We start from the raw sequence: 21,856 nt of genomic DNA, 5'->3' as shown, positions 1-21,856 counted from the left end.
CGTATCTGATTCATGAGCAAGCCGAAACCGGTTTTTAAATCCTTGCAGCGCAAGCTATGGCTGCGTCGCTGGTCGATCTCGGCACCACGGATGACGATCAAAAATCATCTCCCGTGGCCGTTGCGCGCGGTATTCATTGCGATCGTGGTGGGTTTGGGCGGTGCAATGGCAATGTGGGCCTATGATTTGGGTCGCAGCTTTACCGGTTTCAAACCTGCGGTAACGTCGGCTCAATTGGTCGAAGTGCAGGAGCAACTCAAGCAAGTCAGTGCCGAGCGGGATAAGTTTCAAACGACGGTGAATGCAGCAGAAAGCCAACTGAACATAGAGCAATCTCTTCAGGCACAATTGTCGCGTCAGATTAAAACTCTGGAAGCCGAAAATACCAAGTTGAAGGAAGATCTTTCTTTCTTTGAAAGCTTGTTGCCTACCGATACCGGTGCGCAAGGTATTACCATTCGACGTTTGAAGATAGAAATGGTGGAGCCAACGCAACTGCGTTACCGTTTGTTAATCATGCAAGGCGGCAAAGTCGCGCATGATTTCATAGGGAATTATCAGCTCGTTGTGACACTAATGCAGGGTGGCAAAAGTGCTATCATGACTTTACCTAAATCGGACGAGTTGGAGAAATTCAAGCTTTCGTTCAAGCATTATCAGCGTATTGAAGGTGTGTTTACCGTACCAGAAGGCGCTATCGTCAAATCCGTCCAGATCAAGATCCTGGAAAAAGGTGCCTTGCGCGCGCAACAGTCTGCAAATTTGTGAAGGAGCGTCATCATGTTCGGCCGTAAAACCAAAAGTACGATAGATAGCCTGATTGGCGCCTCAACGATAATTACCGGCAATGTGCACTTCAAAGGTGGCTTGCGTATAGATGGATGTGTGAAAGGCGATGTGATCGCCGAGGCGGATGAAATCAGTATGTTGGTGATTTCCGAGCACGCCCGGGTCGAAGGCGAAGTACGTGTCGCGCATTTACTTGTCAATGGTGAAATTGTTGGCCCGGTATTTTCGTCAGAATTGCTTGAATTGCAGCCGCGCGCCCGCATAACTGGGGATGTAAACTACAAAGCACTTGAAATGCACGGCGGTGCCGTCGTGTCCGGCAAGCTGACACATGAGGTCGATGAACCGATTTTGAAGCTGGCTGTACCTATACTTGCCGCGAATAATACGTAAAGCGCGGCTAAGGTCTATAATGAACTACCGTTTTCCAGCAGGAGCCTGAAATGAATGCAGTTGCCGAAATGCCATCCCCTATCTTATTCAGCGACAGCGCTGCGATGAAAGTCGCGGAATTGATCGAAGAAGAAGGTAATCCAGATTTGAAATTGCGCGTGTTTGTGCAGGGCGGCGGTTGCTCTGGCTTCCAGTACGGTTTCACGTTTGATGAAATCGTCAATGAAGACGACACCACCATGACCAAGAACGGCGTGCAGTTGTTGATCGACTCGATGAGCTACCAGTATCTGGTCGGCGCTGAAATCGATTACAAGGATGACCTCGAAGGCGCGCAATTCGTGATCAAGAATCCGAACGCAACGACTACTTGCGGTTGCGGTTCTTCGTTCTCAGCTTAATAACTGACGACGCAGTTCGATTAGATGTAAAAAAGCGCAGAAGATTCTGCGCTTTTTTTATGTCCTTAAACTTTGTGTTCAGGCTGGATACAGCGCACCCAATATCCGTAAACCACGCGCACCAGTCACTGATGGCAGATTGCCCGGCTCACGTACATGGAAGCGTTGTGCCAGCCATGCAAATGCCAGAGCCTCAACCTGATTGGGCGCAACGCCCAAGGCTTCCGTCGATTCCACTCTGATAGTTGGGTTATGCAGCTTTAGTGCATAGTGGATCAGCGTCAATAAATAGCTGTTGTAAGCGCCGCCACCACAGACATAAACCGCCTGGGTTTGTGGCGCATGCCGCACGATCGCATCGCTCAGTGTGGTGGCGGTAAAGATAGCCAGAGTTGCCTGTACATCGGCACTAGCCAAGCCCGGAAAATTTTCCAGCTTTTGCGCCAGCCATGCCGGATGGAATAAATCGCGCCCAGTGCTTTTAGGTGGGGGTACAGCGAAGAAGGGTTCATCGCGCAATTCTTTCAGTAGCTCAGCATTTACCTTGCCAGTCTTCGCCCATGCGCCATCAGCGTCGTATGCCTGCCCGTTATGTTGCGCGATCCATGCATCCATCAACACATTGCCAGGACCGGTATCAAAGCCGATTACAGGTGTATTGCTATCCGATGGCAACACGCTGATATTGGCGATGCCGCCGATATTCACGACGACGCGGTTTTCATTGGCTGCGCTGAACAGTGCGCGATGGAAGGCTGGCACCAAGGGCGCACCCTGACCACCGGCGGCAATGTCGCGGCTGCGCAAATCGGCGATGATGTCGATGCCTGTCAGCTCTGCCAGCAAGGCTGGATTATTGATTTGTCGTGTGTAACCGAATTCAGGTCTATGACGTATGGTTTGTCCGTGTACGCCTATGGCCGTGACGCGCTCAGCGGCTATATGCGCTTCTTGCAAAAGAGCGGCAACACACTCTGCATAATATTTAACCAGCGCATTGGCTGCGACTGCTTCACGATGAATTTCATCGGCTCCTGCAGTTTGCAGCGCCATCAAATCGGCACGCAATGCATCGGGGAAGGGCACATAGGCGGCTGCCAAGGTTTGACTTAATACACCATCATCGGAAAACGACGCCAAGATGCCATCGACACCGTCGAGACTGGTGCCGGACATCAAGCCGATGAAAAGGGATGCGTTTGAATTGGGCGTAGGCATAAAAAAAACCGTTTGTCAGAGTAGAGATGATTTTAAGTCACTCTACGCTAGACAAACGGTTTTTTGCTACCAAGTCAGCGAATGATTAGCGGACCCGAATGATTCAGATTACTTTAATGCCAATCGGGAATTGCTGTTTTCCGGTGTCAGCAAGGCAAAGCGATGCGACATGTCGGCAGCAACAGCGCGGAATTTTTGCATCTGTGCGGCAGCCAAAGGTTGTGCATTTGGAATATCAACCGACAGAGGGTCACGTGCTTCGTTGTTCACGCGGAACTCGTAATGCAAATGTGGTCCGGTCGACCAGCCAGTCATGCCGACGTAACCAATCACCTGGCCTTGGCTGACTTTCGTGCCTTTACGCAGGTTGGTGGCAAAGCGGCTCATGTGGGCATAAGCGGTGGAATATTTCGACCAGTGCTTGATCACGACCACATTGCCGTAACCGCGTTGCGTGCCGGCAAAATCGATCACGCCATCGCCGGATGCGCGGATAGGTGTGCCGATAGCTGCTGCGAAATCGACGCCTTTATGTGCTTTCCACAAACCGGAAATGGGATGCTTACGCACTGAGAAACCAGATGAAATACGCGAGAACTCAAGCGGCGATTTCAGGAAGGCCTTCTTTAACGATTTGCCGTCGAAGCCATAGTAGCCGCCGCTTTGCGCAACGCTAGGATCTTCAAACCAGACCGATTGATAAGTCGACGGGCCGTTCATGAATTCGCCTGCGAGTACGCGACCGGCGTAGACGTATTCACCGTTTTGCCAGAATGTTTCGTACACGACATTGAAGCGGTCGCCACGACGCAGATCGGAACCGAAGTCGATGTTGGTGGAGAACATATCGACGATTTGCGAAGCAACGTTGTCTGGAATTTGTGCGGCGTCGGTTGCGGCGAACAGCGATGATTTGATTTCGCCGGAACGCATTTCTATGCGTCGTTCCATCGCGATAGGCGTTTCGGTTGCCTTGAAACCGTTGCCTTCGCGTTTGATGACGAGATTCTTCAGATTGCCGGCGCCACTGCCGACTGTGCTGCTGAGCCAGTTCAGATCGCCTTCTTCGGTGGTTTGTGCCTGTACGCGCTTGCCGGCTTTCAATTGCATCACGTTGCGTGCGATCGCATCGGATTTAATGAAGGCTGTAGCGTCGGCATCTTCCACACCAAGGCGGTCGAGCAGAGTGGCGAGTGTATCGCCGGAACGTACGCGTTCTTCGCTGATGTAGTTTTGCTGGAGGTCGTCGAGCGCGGCGATCTGGTCGGCCAGATGCGGCAGCTTCAATTCCTGCGTGATGGATTTAACCGGGATATCATCCGCATCGGGGGCCATAGGCGCCACACCTGCGGCACCAAACGCACACACCGCCAATAACAGCGCGGAGGCTGAAACGATACGAGTTTTGCGAGAAGATCCGAGTAGTAGTTTTTTGCTAGCTGAGCTTGCGTTAAGTAATTTATTTAATGTGAACATGCAATAAGTTAAAATCTGCCGCTTGTTCGGTATCTATTTCTTGTGCTTTTATTAGTTGATTGAACGGCAAGGTTAGAGTGGCTGGAATTTAATTTAAAAAGCATTGTACCGAGTTCTGTTTTTCTTACCCCCTTTTATTACAATTTATTTCCCGATATGGACGTTTCTTCTAGCAGCAAAGCGGTGCAATTGCCTCTCTCCGACGCAGTTCAAGAGGCTATGACGGTCGCTAAGCGCGGCGTTGAAGAATTGTTAATCGAATCAGAGTTCGCGCAGAAGCTGGCGCGGTCTGAACAAACTGGCAAGCCTTTACGCATCAAGCTCGGCTTGGACCCAACTGCACCAGATTTGCACTTGGGACACACAGTCGTACTCAACAAGATGCGTCAGTTGCAAGATCTAGGCCATCAAGTCATTTTCCTGATCGGCGACTTTACGTCGATGATCGGCGATCCGTCGGGCCGCAACATTACGCGTCCGCCATTGACGAAAGAGCAAATCGCCGAGAACGCGAAGACCTACTTCGCGCAAGCCAGTCTGGTGCTGGACCCGGTTAAGACTGAGATCCGCTATAACTCGGAATGGTGCGACCCGTTGGGCGCGCGCGGCATGATCGAGCTGTCGGCCAAGTACACGGTGGCGCGTATTTTGGAGCGTGAAGATTTCACCAAACGTTTCCATTCGAATACGCCTATTTCCTTGCATGAATTCCTGTACCCGCTGATGCAGGGCTACGACTCGGTCGCGTTGAAATCGGATCTGGAATTGGGCGGTACTGATCAAAAATTCAATTTGCTGGTTGGGCGTGAGTTGCAAAAGAGTTATGGCCAGGAACAGCAATGTATCTTGACGATGCCTTTGCTCGAAGGTTTGGACGGCGTTGAAAAAATGTCGAAATCCAAAGGCAATTACATCGGCATCACCGAGCCGGGCAACACTATGTTCGCCAAGCTGATGAGTATTTCAGATGTGATGATGTGGCGTTACTACGAGTTGTTGTCTTTCCGCTCACTCGCCGAAATCGCTCAGTTCAAGAAAGAAGTCGAAGGCGGCCGTAATCCGCGCGACATCAAAGTCTTGCTGGCGCAGGAAATCGTCGCGCGCTTCCATTCAGTGCAAGCTGCAGAAGATGCGCTGACAGATTTCGTCAATCGCTCCAAAGGCGGTATCCCGGACGATATTCCTGAAGTCGCTTTGAACGGTGCGCCTTTGGGCATCGGACAATTGCTGAAGCAAGCCAATCTGTGTGCTTCCACTTCGGAAGCACTGCGTATGGTTGAACAAGGTGGTGTGCGTATTGACGGCAGCGTCATCAGTGACAAAGGCTTGAAAGTTGAGGCTGGAACACTGGTAGTGCAAGTCGGCAAGCGTAAGTTCGCTCGTGTGACTTTGGCTTGAGCGGATATTTGTGCGTAGTTCGTTTGCTGGTGAATTGCTAATGCGCGGGAGTACAACATGATTGCCTTGTTGCAACGTGTGGCGCATGCCAGCGTAGTAGTGAGCGGCGAAACGGTGGGCGCGATCAATGCCGGTTTGATGGTGTTGCTGTGTGCTGAACGCGGCGATACAGAAAAAGAAGCTGATGCCTTGTTGGGTAAGCTCTTGTCGTATCGTGTGTTCTCCGATGATGCCGGCAAGATGAATCGCAGCGTGACTGATACGGCGGGCGGTGTGTTGCTGGTGCCGCAATTTACGCTGGCGGCAGATACCCGCTCCGGTACGCGACCTTCTTTTACACCGGCAGCGGCACCGGATGTAGCACGCGCATTGTTTGATTATTTTGTTGCGCAAGCGCGTGCGAAACATGCGGATATCGCCACCGGACAATTCGGTGCTGACATGCAGGTTTCATTAACGAATGATGGACCGGTGACATTCTGGTTACAGGTTAAACCGACAGTTTGAATATCGAGTGCGGCACGATTTGCGTAGCGCCGTTAAAATGTTTTCACTTATTGGAAAGTCGAGTACACGATGAAACTATGGAGTGATTCCTTCAAGGATGGTGTGGCAATTCCGGGCGAGTTCGCATTTTGCGTCATCGACCCAGCTACGCATGTCGCATTATCGAGCAATAGAAATCCTCACCTGGCTTGGAGCGATGTGCCGGTCGGCACCAAATCGCTGGCCTTGATCGTGCACGATCCGGATGTGCCTTCACGTGGCGATAATGTGAATCAGGAGGGCAAAACAGTGCCTGCTGATTTGCCGCGTGTAGATTTTTTCCACTGGACACTGATCGATATTCCATCGGATACGCAGCAGATTGCTGCTGCATCTTTTGCAGATGGCGTGACGCCGCGTGGCAAAGCCGGTCCGGCGATAGCCAATTCCGCTATCAAAGGGGCGCGTCATGGCATCAACGATTACACCGGCTGGTTTGCGCAGGATGCCGATATGGGCGGTGATTATTTTGGTTATGACGGTCCGTGCCCACCGTGGAATGATGCGATTGTGCATCACTATGTATTTACTTTGTATGCGCTGGATATCACCCATGTGCCTGTCGATGGTAAATTTACTGGGCAGCAAGTGCGTGCAGCGATTGCCGGGCATGTTTTGGCCGAGGCGAGTGTGACTGGCAGCTATACCTTGAATGCGGCATTGGCGATTACGAAGTAACGAGGATGATGTGACAGAAATATTATTGATTCGCCATGGCGAGACAGAGTGGAATGTTGGTAAACGCTTGCAAGGGCATACTGATATTGGTTTGAATAGCGAGGGTGTGCGTCAGGCTGCAGCGCTTGGTCGTGCCTTGCTGGATGAACCGTTGGATGCGATTTTTTCCAGCGACTTGCGGCGCGCATACGATACTGCGCAAGCTGTCGCGCTACCGCGTGGCATGAAGGTGCAAACCGAGCAGGGTTTGCGTGAACGTTGTTTTGGCGCGTTCGAAGGTTTGAACCATCCGGAAATTAAAGAGCGTTATCCGGAAGATTATCTCGCATGGCAGCATCGCGAGATCGATGCGCGTTATCCCGATGGCGAGCGTCGTGCAGAAACGCTGCGTGAATTTTCCGCGCGTGCAGTTGCCTGCATCAGTCGTTTGGCTAGTACACCTGGTTATCGCAAGATTGCTGTCGCAACACATGGCGGCGTGCTGGATTCGATTTATCGCCGTGTGAAAAATATGGGTTACGAACATCCGCGTGATTTTGATGTTCTGAATGCCAGCATCAATCGCGTGACTTGGGATGGGCAAAACTTCAAAATTCTGCAATGGGGTGATGTCGCACATCTAGAGCATGCGTCGCTGGATGAGGGCGATAACCCGAAATAAGCAAACTGGCAACTAGTTGCGATTAAATACAACGTTTGCCGTATTTAATCGTGAAGCTGCATGAGCAATAGGCGGATGGGGATAAAATAGCGGTTTTCCTCAGCACATCTCCTCCGTGAACATCGGCCCATATTCCCTCCCGAACAATGTGTTTGTCGCCCCTATGGCCGGGGTGACGGATAGACCGTTCCGTCAATTGTGCAAACAGTTGGGTGCAGGATATGCCGTGTCGGAGATGGCAGCGTCCAATCCGCGCTTGTGGGCGACGGATAAATCCACGCGCCGTACCAATCACGATGGTGAAGTAGAGCCGAAAGCGGTGCAGATAGCCGGTGCCGATCCGCTCATGCTGGCAGAGTGCGCAAAATTCAATGTAGATCGCGGTGCGCAAATCATCGATATCAATATGGGTTGCCCGGTCAAAAAGGTTTGCAACAGCTGGTGCGGTTCCGCCTTGTTGCAGCATGAAACGCTGGTCGCCGAGATACTTGAAACAGTGGTCGCCGCAGTGAATGTGCCTGTCACTTTGAAATTCCGTACCGGTTGGGACAGAGCGCACAAGAACGCATTGAACATTGCGCGCATCGCCGAGCAGAGCGGTATTGCGATGTTGACCTTGCATGGCCGCACGCGTGCTGACGGTTACAGTGGTGAAGCCGAATACGAGATGATCACTGCAGTGAAAGCGGCAGTGTCTATCCCCGTTGTGGCGAATGGCGATATCACGACACCGGAGAAAGCACGTTTTGTACTCGATACGACGGGCGCAGATGCCATCATGATAGGTCGCGCGGCGCAGGGACGGCCGTGGATCTTCCGCGAAATCGATCATTACCTGCGTACTGGCACGCATTTGCCTGCGCCGATGATTGCGGAAGTACGCGCACTGATGGATGAGCATTTACGTGCGCACTATGCGTTTTACGGTGAATACCTGGGTGTACGTACTGCACGCAAGCATATCGGCTGGTATGTGCGCGAATTGATCGGTGGCGAAGCATTTCGTCAACAAATGAACAAGCTGGAAGACTGCGAACAGCAGTTGGCGGCTGTAAATACATTCTTTGAATTGCAGTTGGTCCACGGCGAACGGTTACAATATCGTCCGACTGAAGAAAAGTTGGCCGCCTGATACAGGGTTAATACATTGTCATCTGGCAATGTGCGGACCCCGACAAATTATAAAAACGCGCAATCAACTAAGCACATGAGCAAAGATAATATCCAAGAAGTCGTCAAGAAAAGCCTGGAAAAATATTTCAAGGATCTGGGCGAGCAAATGCCATCGAATGTCTATGAGATGGTCGTTTTTACTGTAGAAAAACCCATCCTCGAAGCAGTGATGGAACGTGCCGAAGGCAATCAGTCGCATGCGGCAGATATGCTGGGCATCAATCGCAATACGCTGCGCAAGAAGTTGCAGCAGCACGATCTGCTGTAACGGCTTTGTACACCAAACTTTCTTCCCGCAGTTCTGGCGGGAAGTGAATCAGGTAAGGGCGGCGGTGTAGTCGCGTAAGTTGAACCGTTGTTGCCTCGCGCCTTTATCTTATTTAATTTACTTCCACTATTTTCATCATGATCAAACAAGCTCTTATCTCGGTCTCTGACAAAACTGGCGTTCTGGAATTTGCGCGCGCGCTGTCAGGCATGGGCGTCAATATCCTATCGACTGGCGGCACAGCAAAATTGCTGGCTGAAAACGGTATCAGCGTCACAGAAGTAGCGGATTACACCGGCTTCCCGGAAATGCTCGATGGCCGTGTCAAAACCTTGCACCCTAAAGTGCACGGCGGCATTCTGGCGCGTCGCGATTTCCCTGAACACGTCAGTGCTCTGGAAAAACACGGCATCCCGAATATCGATATGGTGGTCGTCAATCTGTATCCATTTCAGGAAACCGTTGCACGCGAACACTGCTCACTGGAAGACGCCATCGAGAACATCGATATCGGCGGTCCAGCCATGTTGCGTTCGTCGGCCAAGAACCATAAAGACGTCGTCGTCATTTGTGATCCTACCGATTACAGCCAAGTGTTGAGCGAGTTGAATGCCAACCAAGGCGAAGTAACCTACGAAACCAAATTCACACTGGCGAAAAAAGTATTCGCGCACACAGCGCAATACGATGGTGCGATCACCAACTATTTCACTTCGTTGGGCGCAGACAAACAGCACGCAACACGCAGCGCTTATCCTTCGACCTTGAATTTGCATTTTGAAAAAGTGCAGGAAATGCGTTACGGTGAAAACCCGCATCAGTCCGCGGCCTTCTATCGCGAGAGCAATCCGCAAGTAGGCGCATTGGCGAACTACACGCAATTGCAAGGCAAGGAACTGTCGTACAACAATATCGCCGATGCAGATGCAGCGTGGGAATGCGTGAAGACTTTTGATGAGTCCGCATGCGTCATCATCAAGCATGCCAATCCATGTGGCGTGGCAGTTGGTGCAAGCCCGTTGGAAGCGTATAGCAAAGCACTGCAAACCGATCCGACTTCAGCCTTCGGCGGCATCATTGCTTTCAATCGTGAAGTTGATGGCAATGCTGCGGAAGCGGTAGCCAAGCAATTTGTCGAAGTCTTGATCGCACCATCATTTACCGAGCAGGCGAAGAAAATTTTTGCAGCCAAACAAAACGTACGCTTGCTGGAAATTCCACTCGGTAATGCAGTCAATAACCACGACTTAAAACGCGTGGGCGGCGGCTTGCTGGTGCAATCGCCGGATGCAAAAAACGTTGCCTTGGCCGAACTGAAAATCGTCAGCAAGAAGCAACCAACACCACAACAATTGCAAGACTTGATGTTTGCTTGGCGCGTTGCCAAGTTCGTTAAATCGAATGCAATCGTGTTCTGTGCAAACGGCATGACCATGGGTGTAGGCGCCGGTCAGATGAGCCGTATCGACTCGGCACGTATCGCATCGATCAAGGCGCAGAACGCTGGTTTGTCATTGGTGGGCACTGCGGTTGCGTCTGATGCTTTCTTCCCGTTCCGTGATGGTTTGGACGTTGTTGTCGCAGCTGGTGCAACTTCGGTGATTCATCCAGGTGGTTCTATGCGCGATCAAGAAGTCATCGATGCTGCTGATGAACATGGCATCGTGATGATGCTGACTGGTACACGTCATTTCCGTCATTAAACAAAAAATTAAGCAAAAAGGATAATGCGGCTGATGCCGTGTCGTCTTTAACTATCTGCCCATATATCCAATATGAAAATTCTCGGCATCGATCCCGGTTTGCGTACTACCGGTTTCGGTGTGATCGAGAAGCATGGCAACAAACTCACTTATATCGCATCAGGCACAATCAAGACGCCTGATGCCGATTTGCCACAGCGGCTGAAAACCATACTCCTGAGCGTTGCAGAAGTCATTGCTACCTACAAGCCGGATTGTGCCGCGATAGAAAAAGTCTTCGTCAACGTTAATCCGCAATCGACACTGTTGCTCGGTCAAGCCCGTGGCGCTGCAATTTGCGCGCTGGTAGGTGCTGATTTACTGGTGGCGGAATATACCGCTTTGCAAGTCAAGCAGGCCGTGGTCGGACAAGGCAAGGCGCAGAAGGCGCAGGTGCAGGACATGGTGCAGCGTCTGCTGAAATTATCCGGATTGCCCGGTACCGATGCTGCTGATGCATTGGGCGTGGCCATCTGTCATGCGCATAGCGGCGAAGCATTGAGCGTGCTTGGTGCGCTGGCACCTGAGTTGGCGAGAAAAGGTTTGCGTGTGCGCGGTGGTCGTTTGGTCGGATAATGCGCAAGCTCACAATCCGTACTACGCTCGATAGCTGAACAAAAATATTCAATCATTTCTATTCAAGGTCATCACGATGATAGGTCGTCTTTCCGGATTGTTGCTAGAGAAAAATCCACCGCAATTGCTGGTTGATTGCAATGGCGTCGGTTACGAAGTGAACGTGCCTATGAGCACCTTCTACAACCTGCCTGGCCTCGGTGAAAAAGTCGTGTTGCTGACGCATCTGACGGTGCGCGAAGATGCGCACATCCTGTTTGGTTTCGGCACGAATGAAGAGCGTAATGTCTTCAAGCAATTGGTGAAAATTACCGGCATAGGCGCACGCACGGCCTTGTCGATTTTGTCCGGTATGTCGGTGGCTGATCTGGCGCAAGCGATCACGATGCAGGAAGCTGGACGATTGACCAAGATTCCCGGCATAGGCAAGAAAACTGCTGAACGTTTGCTGCTGGAATTAAAAGGAAAATTGGGCGCTGACCTTGGCGCGATGGGTGCGGTTACATCAGATGCGACTTCCGATATCTTGAATGCGCTGTTGGCTCTCGGTTATTCGGACAAGGAAGCGATGCTGGCCTTGAAACAAGTGCCTGCCGGTACGGGCGTTTCCGATGGCATCAAGCTGGCGTTGAAATCGCTGTCAAAAGCGTAAGCGCAGATCCTGTTATTAAATTTAGAAGCCGTCACGCTACAATGCGACCATGAGCATACAAACCGACGATTTCAGCGAACAACGCATCATTGCAGCGACTCCCGCCTCCGCCAACGAGGAGGCAATCGAGCGTGCGCTGCGTCCCAAGCAGTTAGATGAATATGTGGGCCAGGAAAAAATCCGTGGCCAGCTTGAGATTTTCATCACGGCAGCACGGCAGCGACGCGAAGCACTGGATCACACTTTATTGTTTGGCCCTCCGGGTTTGGGTAAGACCACGCTGGCCCACATCATCGCGCGCGAGATGGGTGTCAACCTGCGCCAGACTTCCGGTCCGGTACTGGAGCGCGCTGGCGATCTGGCGGCATTGCTGACCAACCTTGAAGCTAACGACGTACTCTTCATCGATGAGATACATCGCTTGTCGCCCGTGGTCGAAGAAATTCTGTACCCGGCGCTGGAGGATTACCAGATCGACATCATGATCGGTGAAGGTCCTGCTGCGCGTTCTGTGCGACTCGATTTGCAGCCTTTTACACTGGTCGGTGCGACTACGCGTGCCGGCATGCTGACGAATCCTTTGCGCGATCGTTTTGGTATCGTCGCCCGTCTCGAGTTTTATACGCCGCTGGAATTGACGAAGATCGTTACGCGCAGCTCTTCTTTGCTGAACGCGCCTATCGATGAAGAAGGTGCATTTGAAATCGCCAAACGTAGTCGTGGCACGCCGCGTATTGCCAATCGCTTGTTGCGTCGTGTGCGTGATTATGCGGAAGTTAAAGGCGATGGCAAAATCACCAAGGCTATGGCCGATGCTGCGCTGGTGATGCTGGATGTCGATCCGGTTGGCTTCGACCTGATGGATAGAAAATTGCTGGAAGCCGTGCTGTTCAAATTCAATGGTGGCCCGGTCGGACTCGATAATCTGGCTGCAGCTATCGGTGAAGAGCGCGACACGATAGAAGACGTGCTTGAACCCTATCTGATACAACAAGGCTTCTTGCAACGTACGCCACGCGGGCGTATCGCGACGCAGGTGGCTTATGCACACTTCGGTGTCGTTGCGCCGCAGACTGGGCCAAACGGCGAGTTGTGGGGCAGCTAACAAGCTTGTCGGCATTGCCTGCTGCACGACGCTTATCCCTGCGTACTACATTCCTGCAAAAAGAAAATCATGCAAATCTGGGTTGATGCCGACGCTTGTCCCAACGTGATCAAGGATGTCTTGTTTCGCGTTGCAGACAGACTCGAAGTGCAAGTCACACTGGTGGCAAACAAATTATTGCGTACGCCGCCTTCGCGTTTCATCAAGGCGATCCAGGTGCCGGCCGGCTTCGATGTGGCCGACAATGAAATCGTACGTCTGGTGCAAGAAGGCGATCTTGTCATCACGGCTGATATCCCGTTGGCAGCTGATGTGCTGGAGAAGGGCGGTCATCCGCTGAATCCGCGCGGCGAGTTTTATACGAAAGACAATATTCAGCAACAGTTGACGATGCGAGCCTTCATGGATGACTTGCGTAGCAGCGGCGTCGATACCGGCGGCCCTGCAGCCTTTAGCCAGAGCGATATAAGAGCGTTTGCCAATCAGTTGGATCGTTATCTGGCAAGACTACGCAAGCAGTCCTGAATACCTGCATGCAAGCTAGTGAAGCGCTTGTAATGTTGCAGTGAGTCATTAGTCAAAAGTCATCTCTGCATTAAAAAATTTCATCTGATACGTGCTTCTTGGGACAATTTGCTCCTTTGCAGGGCATCGAGCTTGTGTGAGAATGTTGCATCGCAAATAAGGCTTTATTTCCTTTATTCAACTTCTCTGCGCGAGCTAGCCATGTTGATGTCTACCCAAGCCAATCGATACGCGCACCAATTACTGGCCGCGCGAGCGGATGCGCAACAAATTCCCTGTTTGAGCAAAGACGATAATCTATCGATCGCCGATGGTTACGATATTGCCAAATGCATAGTCGATATACGTACTGCACAAGGCGAGACGCCGATAGGGCGCAAGATCGGTTTTACCAATCGCAAGATTTGGCCTAACTACGGTGAGCGCGAGCCTATCAGTGCGCCGATCTGGGCACATATGTATGACGATACTGTGCGTTATTCAGAAAATAATCACGGCTTGCAGGATTTGACCGGTGCGGTACAGCCGCGCATAGAGCCGGAGATTGTGTTCAAGCTGGCCAAAGCGCCGCCAGCGAATGCGACGTTGGAAGATATTGCGAATTGCATCGAATGGATGGCGCACGGATTTGAATTGGTGGTGTGCCCGTTTCCTGATTGGAAGTTCGAAGCGGCCGATGCCGTTGCGGCTTTCGGCTTCCATGGCGCATTGATTTTAGGTGAGCCGCATATGTTGTCGTCGGCGACACGTGCGCATTTGGCGGACATTCTGACTGCGGCTAGCGTATCGCTGTCGTATAGCGACGGTGATGAATTCAGATTGCACAGCGCTGGTTTTGGCAGCAATGTGCTGGATAGTCCGGTGCATGCTTTGTTGAATCTGCACCAGACCTTGCAGACGCAACCGCAGTTTGCACCTTTGGCTGCCGGTGAAATCATTGCAACCGGGACACTGACGGATGCTTATCCGGTGAAGGCTGGGGAGACTTGGTCGACTGCATTTTCGGGTGTGACTTTGCCGGGTTTGACGTTGTCGTTTATTTAGCTTGCAGCAGCTTTCTATTTTCTGATTATTTTTAAGCGCGACCTGTAGCGTCTGCAGCAAGGATAAAAAATCCGCCGAACGTCTTGTAGACGTCGGCGGTTTTTTTATTGCATCCACTTTCTTTCGGTGTGTCTAGTTTCGGAATGGCTCGGCATCGTATCCGAGCGATGGATGAGACCTATGCGTGAGAGTATGGTTGCCAGCGTGCGCCGCCTGCTTGCTGTCGAGTTTGAATACGCTGACGATCTGCGCCAGCTTGTCGGCCTGGTCGCGTAGCGATTGCGAGGCGGCGGCAGCTTCTTCGACTAGCGCGGCATTCTGCTGCGTGACCTGATCCATTTGACCAATCGCCGTGTTGACTTGTTCAATGCCGGAGCTCTGTTCCTGGCTGGCGGCCATGATCTCGTTCATGATATCGGTCACGTGGCGGATGCTACCGACGACATCGTCCATCGTTTTGCCAGCTTCGGCCACCAGCTTGCTGCCGGCATCGACATTGTTGACTGAGTCGTCGATCAAGCTCTTGATTTCCTTCGCGGCGGCAGCGGACCGTTGCGCAAGGTTGCGGACTTCGGTGGCGACCACGGCAAAGCCGCGTCCCTGTTCACCAGCGCGTGCTGCCTCGACTGCGGCATTCAGTGCAAGGATATTGGTCTGGAATGCGATGCCATCAATGACGCTGATGATGTCGACTATCTTGCGCGATGAGCCGTTGATAGCACCCATCGTATCTATCATTTCCTTGACGACTGCACCGCCTTTGGCTGCGACTGTGGAGGCGGACACGGCAAGCTGATTTGCCTGTTGCGCGTTTTCGGCATTTTGTTTGACGGTTGCGGTCAGTTCTTCCATCGATGATGCAGTTTCTTCCAGCGAGGCGGCTTGCTGCTCGGTACGCGACGACAGGTCGAGATTGCCGCTGGCGATTTCAGCCGAGGCTGTGTTGATGAAGTCGGTGCCGGCTTTCACGTCGTTGACGATTTGTTTCAAGCCGTCGTTCATGCCGCCGAGCGCGCGCATCAGGTCGCCGATTTCATCTTTCGGCTGTGGCCCGATTTCACTTGTCAGATCACCGGCAGCAGCAGAACTGGCAACTTCGATTGCCTGTTTTAGCGGTCGGGTGATGCTGCGTGTGATGACAATGGCACAAATCGCGCCGAGCGCAACCATCAAAATGCCCAGCAGCACCATCAGATTCCAGCTGCGTTGCTGCGCAGCATCGATGCTGGCCGCAATGTCATCGATGGTTTTGCGTTGCATGGAAAGAAACTCAAGAACCTTGTCTTGGTAAGCCTTGGCAGAGGGGAGAAAAACATCGCTGTAGACGCGATCGGCCTCTGCTTTATCGCCGGCCTTTTTTGCCGCCATGACAGCGTCTTTGGATGACTGATAGGTTTTGCGCAGATCGATAGAAGCTTGATACATTTTCTTTTCTTCATCGCTCGTCAACAGCGTTTCCAGACTTTTCAGTAATACAGTGCCTCGCTTCGTGCTGTCTGCAATCACGTCGGCAAATACCACGGAGAGTGTGTCATCAGAGCTTTTGGCGATCATCGATGTGCGGGCAATGGCCGAGTATATGAGTACATACCAATCCGAAGTAATGCGTTCCTTGGTGAGTGGCTTTTCCATCATGTTGCGTGTTGCGTCAGCATTCTGTTTGGCGTGTATCAGAGCGACGGATATGGAGGCCACAGATAGGGCGAGGACGAGAATAAAACCAATGGCAAGACGGGTACCGATGCGAACATTCGATAAAAAGCTCATGGGATCTCTTTTAGAGTTGGTCAGGTGGAGTACTACTAATGCAAGGGCATTAATTTCCTCATGGAAAGTCTAGGATACAAACATTGTTTGTCGTAAAGATTCGTAAGAAATGTGGTGGGAAAGCGTCAAAGCGACCGGGATGTAGATAGATTGCTACTACAAAGGCATGGTCAGTTTTGAAAGATGCTTCTGATTACCGAGGAGGAAGAAACGAAGAGTGATACGTAAGGCGCGTGAAATAAAAAAAGCGCAGCAAGCTTGCACTTGCTGCGCTTTTGGATGCCTTGCAAATTACAGTTTGGCGAATTGCTCGCGCAGCTTGCTCAGTGTTGCCGAGAAGTTGGCAACACGTTCTTTCTCTTGCGCCACAACTTGTGCCGGTGCGCGGGCGACGAAGCTTTCATTGTCGAGCTTGGAGTTGGCCTTGGTGATTTCACCGTCGAGACGCGTGATTTCCTTGCTCAGACGTTCGCGTTCTGCTGCGACATCGATTTCCACTTTCAACATCAACTTCGCGGTGCCGACGATGGAAACTGGCGCTGGCGATTCCGGCAACTTGTCAGCGACATTAACTTCCGACAGTTTGGCCAATGCTTGCAGATACGGTGCGAACGATTGCAGTTGTGCTGTTTGTGCGGCGTCGGTTGCTTCCATGATCAGTGGCACGCGCAAGGCTGGTGACAATTGCATTTCACCACGCAAATTGCGGCAAGCATCCGTCATCGATTTCAAGTCAGCCATCCAGCTTTCAGCTTGTTCATCGATCTTGCCGGCTTGCGCTTCCGGATAAGGCTGCAGCATGATCGAGTCACCGGCAGGATTGAGCTTGTAGCCTGTGAGTGGCGCAACGGTTTGCCACAGCGCTTCTGTGATGAATGGAATGACAGGATGCGCCAGACGCAAGATGGTTTCCAGTACGCGCAACAGAGTGCGACGTGTCGCGCGTTGTTGTGCTTCGCTACCGGTTTGAATTTGTACCTTGGCAACTTCCAGATACCAGTCGCAATACTCATCCCAGATGAACTGATACAACGAGGCGGCGATATTGTCGAAACGGTAGTCGGCAAAACCTTTAGCGATGTCGGCTTCAGTGCGCTGCAGTTTGGACACGATCCAGCGATCAGCTTGCGAGAAGTCGGTATAACCGTCCGGGTCGCAATCACCAGCTGCACAAGGCGCATCACGGAAGCCACAATCGTGACCTTCGCAATTCATCAGGACAAAGCGGGTTGCATTCCACAGCTTGTTGCAGAAATTGCGATAGCCTTCGCAACGACTCAAATCGAAATTGATGTTGCGTCCCAGCGATGCATAGCTCGCCATCGTGAAGCGCAGCGCATCGGTACCATAAGCAGAAATGCCAGCAGGGAATTCCTTGCGTGTTGATTTCTCAATGTTGGTCGCTTGCTTGGGATTCATCAAGCCAACGGTGCGCTTGGCGACCAATTCATCAAGGCTGATGCCGTCGATCAGATCGATAGGATCAAGCGTATTGCCTTTCGACTTGGACATTTTCTGTCCGCTGCTGTCGCGTATCAAGCCATGCACGTACACCGTTTTGAACGGTACTTTTCCGGTGAAGTGCGTGGTCATCATGACCATGCGTGCAACCCAGAAGAAAATAATATCGAAGCCGGTTACCAGTACTGAGGATGGCAGGAAGGTTTTGAAGTCCGGCGTTTCTTCCGGCCAGCCCAGTGTCGAGAACGGCACCAGTGCCGACGAGAACCAGGTGTCGAGTACATCTTCGTCGCGGGTCAGCGGGCCGTTGTAGCCAGCTGCCGCAGCCTTGGCTTTTGCTTCTTCTTCATTGCGTGCGACATAGACTTTGCCTTCGCTGTCATACCAGGCCGGGATTTGATGACCCCACCACAGTTGACGCGAGATACACCAGTCCTGGATGTTGTTCAGCCACTGGTTGTAAGTGTTGGTCCAGTTCTCCGGCAGCATCTGGATTTCACCGTTCGCGACTTTTTCCAGCGCGACTTCGGTAATCGATTTGCCCGGGAAGTAAGTGCCTTCCGGTGCCGGTTTGCTCATCGCGACGAACCACTGATCGGTCAGCATAGGCTCGATCACGGTGTTGGTACGGTCACCGCGTGGCACCATCAATTTGTGCGGTTTGACCAGTTCCAGCAAACCTTGTGCATCGAGGTCGGCGACGATTTGTTTGCGCGCGGCAAAACGATCGAGACCCTGATAGGCAGCAGGTGCGTTTTCATTGATCTTGGCGTCCAGTGTCAGGATGCTGATCTTGTCGAGGTTGTGACGCTGGCCAACGGCGTAATCGTTGAAGTCATGTGCCGGCGTGATCTTCACGCAACCGGTACCGAATTCCTTATCGACGTAATCGTCGGCAATCATCGGAATTGCGCGGTCGCACAAAGGCAGCGTGAGCAGTTTTCCGACTAAATGTTGGTAACGTTCATCTGTAGGATCGACTGCAACTGCAACGTCGCCCAGCATGGTTTCCGGACGTGTGGTCGCGACCACGATGAAGTTGCGTTCCTCCCATTCGGTCGCGTTGCCTTCTTCATCAAATGCGATCGGGAATTTGTAGCTGGAGCCGTCAGCCAGTGGATAACGGATATTCCACATCTGGCCGTCTTCTTCTTCCGACACTACTTCCAGATCAGAAACTGCGGTGCCGAGTACCGGATCCCAGTTGACCAGACGTTTGCCGCGGTAGATCAAACCTTGTTCGACCAGGCGGACGAATACTTCGGTCACGGTTTTTGAGCGTGGCTCATCCATTGTGAAGTATTCGCGGCTCCAGTCCGGCGAAGCGCCGAGGCGGCGGATCTGACCGGTAATGGTGGAGCCGGATTTCTCTTTCCATTCCCAGACTTTTTCGACGAACTTCTCGCGGCCGAGGTCGTGGCGTGTGATTTTTTGTGCGTCGAGTTGGCGTTCAACCACGATCTGCGTCGCGATGCCGGCGTGATCGGTGCCAGGAATCCAGGCAGTGTTGAAGCCGCGCATGCGGTGATAGCGCGTCAAGCCGTCCATGATCGTTTGATTGAATCCATGGCCCAAATGCAGAGTGCCGGTCACGTTCGGTGGTGGCAACTGTATGCTGAATGCGGGTTTGTCTGCGTCGGTGGTGGCGGTGTAGTAACCGCGTTTCTCCCATTCGGTGCCCCAGAATGCTTCAATGTCGGCGGGATCGAAAGACTTGGCTAATTCCATGATTTTTAATGAATTGAATCGAATCAAGCATTATAAGTGACGATGAGGGGGCGTATTGCCTCTGATCGTGCAAATGAAGGTAGAATTCTGGTCTTCTTTGCTAGTCTGAGCCTGTACACCTTGCCTAAAGTGGAGTTTTAACTAGGTGACAAGTCCGGCCTAATCGCTTGCGCGACTGACGGCAAAGTCCTAAATAGATTGCCGCTGATGTTCTCGGCAGATCGGATGCAAAGCCGTCAGTCCTTGAGTAAATGACAAGGTGCCAACGGCAAGCAGCCACCATTGAAAATAGTGAAGTGACAGAGTGAAGTGATGCTGGAAATCGAATTGAACGGCGCCATGCGCCAGGTTGAGAATGGCCAAAACGTGGCTGACCTGATAGAGGAATTGTCGCTGTCCGGTAAAGCCGTAGCGGTCGCCATTAACCGTGAAATCGTCCCGCGCGGTCTATGGACGCAGCGCCAATTGCAAGCGGCTGACCGTATCGATATCGTGCGCGCCATAGGCGGCGGCTGATCCTCTTTTCAACACCGGCGGCCCAGGCTGCTTTGTGTGTTTGATATTGTTTACTTTAATTCCCACGCAGCTTGCTCCATCCTGCACCCACGTATCCGGAACTCCATCATGACCAGCGCACTTTTTCCTGACGATCAACTGACAATCGCCGGCACCACATATCGCTCCCGCTTGTTGGTAGGTAGCGGTAAATACAAAGACCTCGAACAAACCCGCGCCGCCAGCGAAGCAAGCGGTGCACAAATCGTCACCGTCGCGATCCGTCGCGTCAATATCGGCCAGGACCCAAATGCACCGAGCCTGCTCGATGTCTTGCCGCCATCTGAATACACCTTGTTGCCGAACTCGGCCGGTTGCTACAACGCTGCTGATGCGGTGTACACCTTGCAACTCGGCCGTGAAATTCTCGGCGGCCATAAGCTGTGCAAACTCGAAGTCCTCGGCGATGAAAAGACCCTGTTCCCGAACATGCCGGAAACTCTGAAAGCAGCCGAAACGCTGGTCAAAGATGGTTTTGACGTCATGGTCTACTGCAGCGATGATCCGATACAAGCTCGTATGCTGGAAGACATTGGCTGTGCCGCCATCATGCCGCTGGCTTCGTTGATCGGTTCCGGCATGGGTATCCTCAATCCATGGAATCTGTCGCTCATCATCGAACAAAGCAAAGTCCCGGTCATCGTCGATGCCGGCGTAGGCACTGCTTCCGATGCTGCGATCGCCATGGAATTGGGTTGCGATGGCGTCTTGATGAATACCGCGATTGCCGGTGCGCAAGATCCGGTGCGTATGGCGCATGCAATGAAACTCGGTATTGATGCAGGTCGCAATGCCTACCTGGCTGGTCGTATCGCCCGTAAATTCGCCGCATCCCCATCGTCACCGATGGCTGGACGCGTGGTTTAACGTATTTAAGTTGTTGAGCAAGAAGGCAAAGACATATGAAATCTAATCTGCACGGTCTCTACCTCGTCACTCCAGACTGGGATGACACTCGCAAATTGCTGGAAATTACCGAGCTCGCGCTGAAAGGCGGCGTCAGCCTGCTGCAATACCGTCACAAGACTGCAGATGCAGCCTTGCGTCAGGAACAGGCGGAATGCCTGCAGGCTTTGTGCCGCAGCTATGAAGTCCCATTCATCATCAACGATCACATCGATCTGTGCATGAGCATCAATGCAGACGGCATACACGTCGGCGGTACCGATAAATCGGTGGCTGAAGTGCGTGCACTCATAGGCCCAGACAAAATTCTCGGTTCTTCCTGCTACGGTGACTTGAAACTGGCGCATGCAGCAGAAGCGGCTGGTGCCAGCTATGTGGCTTTCGGTGGTTTCTACCCATCCAAGGTCAAGAAATATCCGGTTACGACAGAAGCAACTATCGTCACTGACTGGAAAGCACAAGGCAAGGTGCCTAGCTGTGTCATCGGCGGCATGACGAAAGAAAACTCTGCGCCACTGGTAGCTAATGGCGCGGATATGGTCGCAGCGATTAGCAGCGTCTATCTGGCAGGTGATCCGCAAGCGGCGGCACGTGCATTCGTCAGTTTGTTCACCAAGTAATCTGCATCATTGATCGGTGCGCAGCAGCAAGTGCGCACCGATACAGTCTTCTGTTTTTAGTCTGGCAAGATAACTGTCTAAAAACCATCCATTTATTTGCTTCGTATCGCATGCCGCAGAGCAAGAGACGCGTAATCAGCGGCATGCCGCTAGCCGTCACGGCTATAATCGATA

22 protein-coding genes are annotated in these 21,856 nt (G+C 52.2%); 18 read left to right on the top strand and 4 right to left on the bottom strand.

What is annotated here, in order from left to right; all coding sequences use genetic code 11:
• Window positions 1-12: 12 nt before the first annotated feature.
• Genes BQ6873_RS09905 through erpA form a run of 3 tightly spaced genes read left to right on the top strand, consistent with a single transcriptional unit; the run spans window position 13 to window position 1,583 of the window.
• Window positions 13-768, top strand: coding sequence for a DUF6776 family protein (locus BQ6873_RS09905; protein WP_076592504.1), 756 nt, complete (start codon window positions 13-15; stop codon window positions 766-768).
• A 12-nt stretch (window positions 769-780) separates the two neighbouring features.
• On the top strand, window positions 781-1,182 hold the full coding sequence (locus tag BQ6873_RS09900; RefSeq protein WP_076592503.1) for a bactofilin family protein: 402 nt from the start codon (window positions 781-783) through the stop codon (window positions 1,180-1,182).
• A gap of 50 nt (window positions 1,183-1,232) precedes the next feature.
• A complete protein-coding gene (gene erpA / locus BQ6873_RS09895) occupies window positions 1,233-1,583 on the top strand; it encodes an iron-sulfur cluster insertion protein ErpA (protein WP_076592502.1) in 351 nt (116 codons plus the stop codon).
• A gap of 78 nt (window positions 1,584-1,661) precedes the next feature.
• Here the strand turns inward: erpA and BQ6873_RS09890 are convergent, their stop codons facing one another.
• Window positions 1,662-2,801, bottom strand: coding sequence for an anhydro-N-acetylmuramic acid kinase (locus BQ6873_RS09890; RefSeq protein ID WP_076592501.1), 1,140 nt, complete (start codon window positions 2,799-2,801; stop codon window positions 1,662-1,664).
• A gap of 108 nt (window positions 2,802-2,909) precedes the next feature.
• Complete coding sequence (locus BQ6873_RS09885) at window positions 2,910-4,277, bottom strand: M23 family metallopeptidase (protein WP_076592500.1); 1,368 nt, start codon at window positions 4,275-4,277, stop codon at window positions 2,910-2,912.
• Window positions 4,278-4,433: 156 nt separating this feature from the next.
• Here BQ6873_RS09885 and tyrS point away from each other — a divergent pair, with 156 nt between their 5' ends.
• The 12 genes from tyrS to BQ6873_RS09825 all read left to right on the top strand — a co-directional run bounded on the left by tyrS (window position 4,434) and on the right by BQ6873_RS09825 (window position 14,645).
• On the top strand, window positions 4,434-5,675 hold the full coding sequence (tyrS, locus tag BQ6873_RS09880; protein ID WP_076592499.1) for a tyrosine--tRNA ligase: 1,242 nt from the start codon (window positions 4,434-4,436) through the stop codon (window positions 5,673-5,675).
• A 57-nt stretch (window positions 5,676-5,732) separates the two neighbouring features.
• A complete protein-coding gene (dtd, locus tag BQ6873_RS09875) occupies window positions 5,733-6,182 on the top strand; it encodes a D-aminoacyl-tRNA deacylase (protein ID WP_076592498.1) in 450 nt (149 codons plus the stop codon).
• 69 nt (window positions 6,183-6,251) lie between these two features.
• Entirely contained in the window at window positions 6,252-6,899 is a 648-nt protein-coding gene (locus BQ6873_RS09870) for a YbhB/YbcL family Raf kinase inhibitor-like protein (RefSeq protein WP_076592497.1), read from the top strand.
• A 10-nt stretch (window positions 6,900-6,909) separates the two neighbouring features.
• On the top strand, window positions 6,910-7,560 hold the full coding sequence (locus BQ6873_RS09865) for a histidine phosphatase family protein (RefSeq protein ID WP_076592496.1): 651 nt from the start codon (window positions 6,910-6,912) through the stop codon (window positions 7,558-7,560).
• 115 nt (window positions 7,561-7,675) lie between these two features.
• Window positions 7,676-8,692, top strand: coding sequence for a tRNA dihydrouridine synthase DusB (gene dusB / locus BQ6873_RS09860; RefSeq protein WP_076592495.1), 1,017 nt, complete (start codon window positions 7,676-7,678; stop codon window positions 8,690-8,692).
• A 75-nt stretch (window positions 8,693-8,767) separates the two neighbouring features.
• Window positions 8,768-9,001 (top strand): Fis family transcriptional regulator, encoded by a 234-nt coding sequence (locus BQ6873_RS09855; protein ID WP_041296317.1) that lies wholly within the window; start codon window positions 8,768-8,770, stop codon window positions 8,999-9,001.
• 137 nt (window positions 9,002-9,138) lie between these two features.
• On the top strand, window positions 9,139-10,704 hold the full coding sequence (gene purH / locus BQ6873_RS09850; protein WP_076592494.1) for a bifunctional phosphoribosylaminoimidazolecarboxamide formyltransferase/IMP cyclohydrolase: 1,566 nt from the start codon (window positions 9,139-9,141) through the stop codon (window positions 10,702-10,704).
• A gap of 72 nt (window positions 10,705-10,776) precedes the next feature.
• Window positions 10,777-11,319, top strand: a complete 543-nt coding sequence (ruvC, locus tag BQ6873_RS09845) for a crossover junction endodeoxyribonuclease RuvC (RefSeq protein WP_076592493.1) — start codon at window positions 10,777-10,779, stop codon at window positions 11,317-11,319.
• Window positions 11,320-11,395: 76 nt separating this feature from the next.
• Window positions 11,396-11,971, top strand: coding sequence for a Holliday junction branch migration protein RuvA (gene ruvA / locus BQ6873_RS09840; protein WP_076592492.1), 576 nt, complete (start codon window positions 11,396-11,398; stop codon window positions 11,969-11,971).
• 49 nt (window positions 11,972-12,020) lie between these two features.
• Window positions 12,021-13,076: a Holliday junction branch migration DNA helicase RuvB gene (gene ruvB, locus BQ6873_RS09835; RefSeq protein WP_076592491.1), complete on the top strand. Its 1,056-nt coding sequence runs from the start codon at window positions 12,021-12,023 to the stop codon at window positions 13,074-13,076.
• 69 nt (window positions 13,077-13,145) lie between these two features.
• On the top strand, window positions 13,146-13,601 hold the full coding sequence (locus BQ6873_RS09830) for a YaiI/YqxD family protein (protein WP_076592490.1): 456 nt from the start codon (window positions 13,146-13,148) through the stop codon (window positions 13,599-13,601).
• Between the two features lie 201 nt (window positions 13,602-13,802).
• Window positions 13,803-14,645, top strand: coding sequence for a 2-keto-4-pentenoate hydratase (locus BQ6873_RS09825; RefSeq protein ID WP_076592489.1), 843 nt, complete (start codon window positions 13,803-13,805; stop codon window positions 14,643-14,645).
• A 132-nt stretch (window positions 14,646-14,777) separates the two neighbouring features.
• On the opposite strand, the gene BQ6873_RS09820 is transcribed toward BQ6873_RS09825, so the two are convergent.
• Window positions 14,778-16,412, bottom strand: coding sequence for a methyl-accepting chemotaxis protein (locus tag BQ6873_RS09820; protein WP_076592488.1), 1,635 nt, complete (start codon window positions 16,410-16,412; stop codon window positions 14,778-14,780).
• A 291-nt stretch (window positions 16,413-16,703) separates the two neighbouring features.
• Entirely contained in the window at window positions 16,704-19,601 is a 2,898-nt protein-coding gene (locus tag BQ6873_RS09815; RefSeq protein ID WP_076592487.1) for a valine--tRNA ligase, read from the bottom strand.
• 312 nt (window positions 19,602-19,913) lie between these two features.
• Between BQ6873_RS09815 and thiS the strand changes: the two genes are divergently transcribed.
• The 3 genes from thiS to thiE all read left to right on the top strand — a co-directional run bounded on the left by thiS (window position 19,914) and on the right by thiE (window position 21,682).
• Window positions 19,914-20,117 (top strand): sulfur carrier protein ThiS, encoded by a 204-nt coding sequence (thiS, locus tag BQ6873_RS18155; protein WP_076592486.1) that lies wholly within the window; start codon window positions 19,914-19,916, stop codon window positions 20,115-20,117.
• Window positions 20,118-20,225: 108 nt separating this feature from the next.
• A complete protein-coding gene (locus BQ6873_RS09805) occupies window positions 20,226-21,023 on the top strand; it encodes a thiazole synthase (protein ID WP_076592485.1) in 798 nt (265 codons plus the stop codon).
• Window positions 21,024-21,058: 35 nt separating this feature from the next.
• The gene (gene thiE / locus BQ6873_RS09800; RefSeq protein ID WP_076592484.1) at window positions 21,059-21,682 is read left to right on the top strand and encodes a thiamine phosphate synthase; all 624 of its coding nucleotides are present in this window, start codon (window positions 21,059-21,061) and stop codon (window positions 21,680-21,682) included.
• Window positions 21,683-21,856: the final 174 nt, after the last annotated feature.

The organism is Herminiimonas arsenitoxidans, assembly GCF_900130075.1.
GTDB classification, from domain to species: Bacteria; Pseudomonadota; Gammaproteobacteria; order Burkholderiales; family Burkholderiaceae_D; genus Oxalicibacterium; species Oxalicibacterium arsenitoxidans.
This window is presented reverse-complemented; position numbering and strand designations above follow the sequence as displayed.

Bases quoted from the DNA above. Each gene is read 5' to 3' on its own strand.
- BQ6873_RS09905 (WP_076592504.1), top strand. From the start codon at position 13: ATGAGCAAGCCGAAACCGGTTTTTAAATCCTTGCAGCGCAAGCTATGG.
- BQ6873_RS09900 (WP_076592503.1), top strand. From the start codon at position 781: ATGTTCGGCCGTAAAACCAAAAGTACGATAGATAGCCTGATTGGCGCC.
- erpA (WP_076592502.1), top strand. From the start codon at position 1,233: ATGAATGCAGTTGCCGAAATGCCATCCCCTATCTTATTCAGCGACAGC.
- BQ6873_RS09890 (WP_076592501.1), bottom strand. From the start codon at position 2,801: ATGCCTACGCCCAATTCAAACGCATCCCTTTTCATCGGCTTGATGTCC.
- BQ6873_RS09885 (WP_076592500.1), bottom strand. From the start codon at position 4,277: ATGTTCACATTAAATAAATTACTTAACGCAAGCTCAGCTAGCAAAAAA.
- tyrS (WP_076592499.1), top strand. From the start codon at position 4,434: ATGGACGTTTCTTCTAGCAGCAAAGCGGTGCAATTGCCTCTCTCCGAC.
- dtd (WP_076592498.1), top strand. From the start codon at position 5,733: ATGATTGCCTTGTTGCAACGTGTGGCGCATGCCAGCGTAGTAGTGAGC.
- BQ6873_RS09870 (WP_076592497.1), top strand. From the start codon at position 6,252: ATGAAACTATGGAGTGATTCCTTCAAGGATGGTGTGGCAATTCCGGGC.
- BQ6873_RS09855 (WP_041296317.1), top strand. From the start codon at position 8,768: ATGAGCAAAGATAATATCCAAGAAGTCGTCAAGAAAAGCCTGGAAAAA.
- purH (WP_076592494.1), top strand. From the start codon at position 9,139: ATGATCAAACAAGCTCTTATCTCGGTCTCTGACAAAACTGGCGTTCTG.
- ruvC (WP_076592493.1), top strand. From the start codon at position 10,777: ATGAAAATTCTCGGCATCGATCCCGGTTTGCGTACTACCGGTTTCGGT.
- ruvA (WP_076592492.1), top strand. From the start codon at position 11,396: ATGATAGGTCGTCTTTCCGGATTGTTGCTAGAGAAAAATCCACCGCAA.
- ruvB (WP_076592491.1), top strand. From the start codon at position 12,021: ATGAGCATACAAACCGACGATTTCAGCGAACAACGCATCATTGCAGCG.
- BQ6873_RS09830 (WP_076592490.1), top strand. From the start codon at position 13,146: ATGCAAATCTGGGTTGATGCCGACGCTTGTCCCAACGTGATCAAGGAT.
- BQ6873_RS09825 (WP_076592489.1), top strand. From the start codon at position 13,803: ATGTTGATGTCTACCCAAGCCAATCGATACGCGCACCAATTACTGGCC.
- BQ6873_RS09820 (WP_076592488.1), bottom strand. From the start codon at position 16,412: ATGAGCTTTTTATCGAATGTTCGCATCGGTACCCGTCTTGCCATTGGT.
- BQ6873_RS09815 (WP_076592487.1), bottom strand. From the start codon at position 19,601: ATGGAATTAGCCAAGTCTTTCGATCCCGCCGACATTGAAGCATTCTGG.
- thiS (WP_076592486.1), top strand. From the start codon at position 19,914: ATGCTGGAAATCGAATTGAACGGCGCCATGCGCCAGGTTGAGAATGGC.
- BQ6873_RS09805 (WP_076592485.1), top strand. From the start codon at position 20,226: ATGACCAGCGCACTTTTTCCTGACGATCAACTGACAATCGCCGGCACC.
- thiE (WP_076592484.1), top strand. From the start codon at position 21,059: ATGAAATCTAATCTGCACGGTCTCTACCTCGTCACTCCAGACTGGGAT.